Source organism: Aeromonas sp. WP2-W18-CRE-05 (assembly GCF_014168615.1).
GTDB classification, from domain to species: domain Bacteria; phylum Pseudomonadota; class Gammaproteobacteria; order Enterobacterales; family Aeromonadaceae; genus Aeromonas; species Aeromonas caviae.
Window position 1 is genome coordinate 1 of record NZ_AP021926.1, and the last position, 5,128, is coordinate 5,128.

Here is a 5,128-nt window from a genome sequence, read left to right on the forward strand (position 1 = left end):
GACAATCAAAATAAGAATATGATGGTTCATAATTATAATTTGATGTTTGGCTGCGTTGGTGTCATAACGTAGATATGAATAATCAAAAAAGGCTTTTGATATGGAAGAGATCAAGGCGAAGTGGGTATTTGAACAGGGGGGCTTTGCCAAGGCGGTGATCGCCCCGACCCCAATGGGTGCCGGCTACCATCTTCACCTGGTGAAGTTTGGCCGCAATGCTGAAACGGAAGTGTTGGAACGCCAGCGCGGAGGCTGGCGGGTCTTTAAGACCATCGATGCAGGGGTTAACACGGCGCACACCATCGGTTTTCGCCGCATCGAGGTGGATCTAAGCAGTCGTTAAGGCTGCCGCGCTGCGCTTGCCGACTCCCGAACAGGGCGCGACAGACTGCGCTAGTCGCTCTCGTTCGGGAGTGCTGCCTTGATCTCCACAGGGTGGGGCCACTGGCCCCACCCTTGATGGACTCTGTTTTACTTCACCTATTGGCCCCGCAGGCATCCGCCTGACGCGCTCGATGTTCCGAGCGATTTGTTCCCGTCCCGCCGCAACGGGGCGAGCGGGTGATCGGGTATCCGAGCGATCTGTTCCAAGGTGGGGCCACTGGCCCCACCCTGATGGACTCCGTTTTGCTTCACCTATTGGCCCCACAGGCATCCGCCTGACACGCTCGATGTTCCGAGCGATTTGTTCCTCTCGGGGCGGTAGTGCAACCATAAAAACAGCATTGAGATCATGCTGTTATGGCGTTTTTGCCACCATTATCACGGCTCCTTTCTGATGAAGTATTCCTTTTCTTTCAATGCGTTGCACCAGCTTTACTGGTGCGTAATGTGTATGGCTGTGATCCACCGTTTTTAAGGGCGGAATGACGGCGTGAAGAGTGGCTATGTCGTTAAGGGCGGCACTGTTCGGGGGTACAGGAACACCGCGAAGCGGGTAGCGGTACAGAACCGGAACAGATCCGGTACAAAAGTGGGACAGAACCGGTACAAAACCGGGACAGAAGTGGGACATTTGCAGGGCGGGGTGGGAACAAATCGCTCTGAGGGCAACCGAGAATAATGCGCGATAGGCCGCTAAAAAGGGCTGAAACCATACCCCGCAGGATCCGGCCCTCAAACCGCCTCAGAAGCGTTGCAAACTTTCAGGTAGTAAATGCCCTGCCTTGTGTGTCGAAACGCCCCAAAACGCGATACAGGCGGCCTGTTTGCCGCCAGCGCCCCGTTTTAGCCACTAAAAATCGCAATTGAACATAAAAGGCGTTATGCGCACCGATTTTTGAGGTTGTAGCGTTCAATCTGCGTGGTTGCACGCATAGCTATGGTTTTCCTGTTGCTACTTATAGTCTGTCGACCTAAAGGCATCACTGGATAATTATAGCGGCATGACGCTATCCAAATTAAACACAAGAAGAAAAGCAAAGTGCCTGCAAGAAATATTTGCGGAGAATGTTTTCTTTTATCGAAAGAATCTTGGTTTATCTCAAGAGGAATTAGCCGAGTTGTGTGGCTATCACCGAACTTATATCGGCTCCATTGAGCGTGGAGAGCGTAATGTAACAATTGCCACTATAGAGGCATTTGCTTCTGTTTTTGGTGTTCCACCCAATGAGCTTTTGGTGCAAAAAAACAATGTCTGATTTTCCTCCTCGGCCCAGTGATATCCCAGAAAACATTTATGAGGCATGTCTAAAGGTTACAGCAAAGCGTCCCAAGACAGTAATTATTCATATTCTAAAGAATGGTTTCGTAACGACGGAAGAGCTGGAAACAGTTTATGGTTACGCGCATCCTCCAAGAGCAGCCAGAGATGTTAGAGAAAACGGCATCCCATTAAAAACATTGAACGTTGTAAGCAGAAAAACAGGAAGGGTTATTGGGGCTTACTCGTTCGATACTGATAAGCCAATTGCTGGTCGAATTGGTGGAAGAAAAGCATTTCCTTTAAAATTCAAAAAAGAACTAATAGAACACTATGGTTCCTGTTCTATGCTGACTGGGGAGGTTCTTGATCCTAGGTACTTGCAGATTGATCACAGAATTCCATACGAGATCGCAGGAAATGATGCTGATGAGATAGTTGATAACTATATGTTATTGGATGCTTCTGCTCAGAGGTCAAAAAGTTGGTCTTGTGAAAACTGCCAGAACTTTCTGACAGATAAGAGAGTTGATGTTTGTGCTAGTTGTTTGTGGGCTTTTCCTGAAAACTATACTCATGTTGCCATGGTTGAAGAGCGAAGGGTTTACATCTCTTGGCGGGGTGAAGAAGCTCGGGATTTTGACGTTATAAAAACTGAGGCTGACCGGCGCCAGCTCTCAGTGCAAGACTTAATAAAGCAACTTGTCATGGGTAGGATTTAAGCTGCTGCAAACATTTTTTCGATGCTAGTGCTGCTATCACTCCACTCTTGTTCGATCCTGTTAGTTATGTTTTTTGACACATACAGACTTTCGAACGTGGTGGAGTGATTTCCGTTTAAGGTTGCTTGAGATGATCGGCCAGCATCAATTAGAAGTCTTCTCATTTCAAGATTATCAGGTAGTGGCTCACCATATACGGTGTCACCGGTCATGCCATCATATGACAACAGGAATGGAATGTTCTTAGCGTTAAGACCTGAAATGCCATCAATTAAACTCTCTCGTTCTAGCTGCGTAAAATACCGCTTATCTTTTCCATATGTTGTCCCATGATACGGTGGATCCATATAGACAAAGTCATTGATGCCTGCATCTTCTATTGTTTTTTTAAAGTCGCCGCAAACAACCCTTGTTCTGCCTTTTAACAAGCTGCTAACAGAGTGAATTGAAACGCTCATTTTTTTCGGGTTTGTGCCCAGTCTTCTTTTGTCAGATGATTGAGTGAATGCACCGTTTTTATTGAATCTAACCGCATTTTTAACACACCTAACAATGAGGTAAAGTAGATCTACAGGATCTCGGCTAGAATTAAATCTCTCCCTCACCTCATTGAAGTAAGATGGAGAATTATCTATGTTTCCACTCCATATGCATTCATATTTTTGAGCTGTTTTTGTTGGGTTTTCAATGATCTCCCTCCATAGCTCAACAAGCTCAGGCAAGCTATCTGCAATTACGAACTCCTTTGCCATGTTATGGTGCGCTGCATATATTGTTATTGCGGCAGAACCTGCAAACGGCTCATAAAGCGTATTTATTCCATCCGGAAGCAGAGTGCATATTTTTTCGGCTAAATTCCGTTTGCTTCCTTGGTAGGGAATCGGATGTGGGATCTTGGTTTTCATATGGATAGGTGTTGGATGATATTTAAAGTCATCATATTTTTTAGGCGATGGAAATGCAAGCCAAGCTGCTTTCGCTATGGTTGTGCGAGCGATCACTGCGTTGCCATTGTGGTTCAAATGATCTTGATCAGAGCGGATGATCAAGCGTAACCTTCTCGCCAGAAACGAAAAAACCGCCCTGCAAGGCGGTTTGTTCGAAGGTGTAGTCAGTTGGGGAACAGACTTCACCTGGTAACGGCTCCATAGCGGGAAGCAGCTACCAAAAGTCCTAATTAGTTTAGCGGCCTCTCGGCCATCCAATCAAGCTTTTCCCGCAACAAGACCCGTTACCGAAGGCCACCACCTTTGGCGCTTTGTCGTACCCGCACGGATTGGAAGCATGAGTTTGTTGCCGTGTGTGGGTGTGGTTGGTCGGGCAGAACGGGGAAATCTCACATACTGCCCAGCGTGTGATCGCGCACCACAGCCGCCCACGATTCGCAACCGTGGGGCATTTGCAATCAGAGCGTAACGGGGAACCAACCACGGCCAGCTCTTAAAAAACGGCGCGGCAGTCTGGCCATCAGGCGGGGACTAAAGCAGATGCAGCAAGGACGGGGTGTGTCTCTGGAGCGCGTGAGAGGGAGCTGCCGCAAGCGGTCTCGATAGTCCGGAGCAAGGCGAGTCAATCTTGTGTAACTACGTCATTTTTAACGTAGCCAAGCAGGAGGGCTCTCCTATCTTGAAGCGCAGCGGAAAGATAGGAGAGCCTGCTAACTGGGGAGCTTTGCGACATCCTTTTTGTGCGGTCTTTGGGCTGTTCTTTGAGCTCTTCATAATCGAGAGAGGCTCTTGGCGAGGTGGTTAAGCCCGTTCCCGAAGGGCTGTCCATCAGGCCGTGTGTTTGGCCTGTGGGCAGTAGGGCTTATCCACGGAGCGGGGTTGGTTTTTTCGTACGTACGAAATTTGAGGTGCTAGGGCAGGATTCGCAAACTGCTGGCGTTTGCCGCCGCTCTTGCCCTAAGACAGTTCTCGCCCATTCTCCGGCAGCCTTCATCTCCTCCCGTAGCTCTGCCATTTCCTTTGTCGTCAATGGGCGATATGTCACTGGCTGTCTCCTTTGCTCTGCCGGGCTTCGAGTCGGTGAATGTCCTCCATGACCGCAGCAAGAAGGGATGGATCGTTCTCTTCCTTGGCGGCCTCTAGGTATGCCGCGATCTCGACACGGCTAGTCAAATGGTCCGCAACGTCGTACTTACTGAATTGCTCCTCTGGAATGCTCTTCAAATTACCTTTTTGATTCATCAAATTAGCCATCCGATTTTGTGGGTTTTTTAGTGGGCCAATGTGTGGGTCGCTTGGGTGGTGTGTGGGTTATTTTGTAGGTCTTTTTGTGGGCTCGTCACCTGTCATCCGTTTTGTAGGCATTCCGTAGGTATGCAGTAGGTGTTCTGTGGGTGAACGGTAGGGCTTTAGTAGGCTTTCTGTAGGGGATCTGTAGGGTTTGGCGGTTGAGCTGCTTTTTCATTCCCTATGGACACTTTCTTTTTGGATCTCCCTCATACAACCCCGCAAGTCTTGAATGTGCCCCATTGCGTGCCCTATTTTGTGTCCAACTAACTGATTTTTTGCCCTTTTATGTGTCTCTTTGTGTGTCCTGCGCTTTGTGGTGTGTGTCCTTTTTTGTGTCTCTTTATGTATCCCACCGCCCGCCCGTTAGAACATGATTCACTGCCTTCAGGCACGACACCGATTGTATACAGGCACGAGACCGACCGTATACAAACTGCGTTTGTACCGTCGGCGTGCCTGCATCCTATCGGCGTGCCAAAGGGGCTCCCCCTTTGAAACCCGAGTGCGGTTCTACGAACCTGAGTAAC

5 protein-coding genes are annotated in these 5,128 nt (G+C 48.6%); 3 read left to right on the top strand and 2 right to left on the bottom strand.

Features of this window, described 5'->3' with window-relative positions:
* Window positions 1-100: 100 nt before the first annotated feature.
* From H7R73_RS24060 to H7R73_RS24070, 3 genes are all read left to right on the top strand, one after another.
* A complete protein-coding gene (locus H7R73_RS24060; RefSeq protein WP_042469152.1) occupies window positions 101-343 on the top strand; it encodes a hypothetical protein in 243 nt (80 codons plus the stop codon).
* Window positions 344-1,385: 1,042 nt separating this feature from the next.
* Window positions 1,386-1,640, top strand: coding sequence for a helix-turn-helix domain-containing protein (locus H7R73_RS24065; RefSeq protein WP_182951820.1), 255 nt, complete (start codon window positions 1,386-1,388; stop codon window positions 1,638-1,640).
* The gene (locus H7R73_RS24070) at window positions 1,633-2,364 is read left to right on the top strand and encodes a hypothetical protein (protein WP_232092809.1); all 732 of its coding nucleotides are present in this window, start codon (window positions 1,633-1,635) and stop codon (window positions 2,362-2,364) included. Before H7R73_RS24065 ends, H7R73_RS24070 begins: the two co-directional genes overlap by 8 nt.
* Here the strand turns inward: H7R73_RS24070 and H7R73_RS24075 are convergent.
* Together H7R73_RS24075 and H7R73_RS24080 are read right to left on the bottom strand one after the other, a co-directional pair.
* The gene (locus H7R73_RS24075; RefSeq protein WP_232092810.1) at window positions 2,361-3,365 is read right to left on the bottom strand and encodes a DNA adenine methylase; all 1,005 of its coding nucleotides are present in this window, start codon (window positions 3,363-3,365) and stop codon (window positions 2,361-2,363) included. The genes H7R73_RS24070 and H7R73_RS24075 overlap by 4 nt on opposite strands.
* Before the next feature lie 987 nt (window positions 3,366-4,352).
* A complete protein-coding gene (locus H7R73_RS24080; RefSeq protein WP_232092808.1) occupies window positions 4,353-4,565 on the bottom strand; it encodes a hypothetical protein in 213 nt (70 codons plus the stop codon).
* Between the last annotated feature and the right edge of the window lie 563 nt (window positions 4,566-5,128).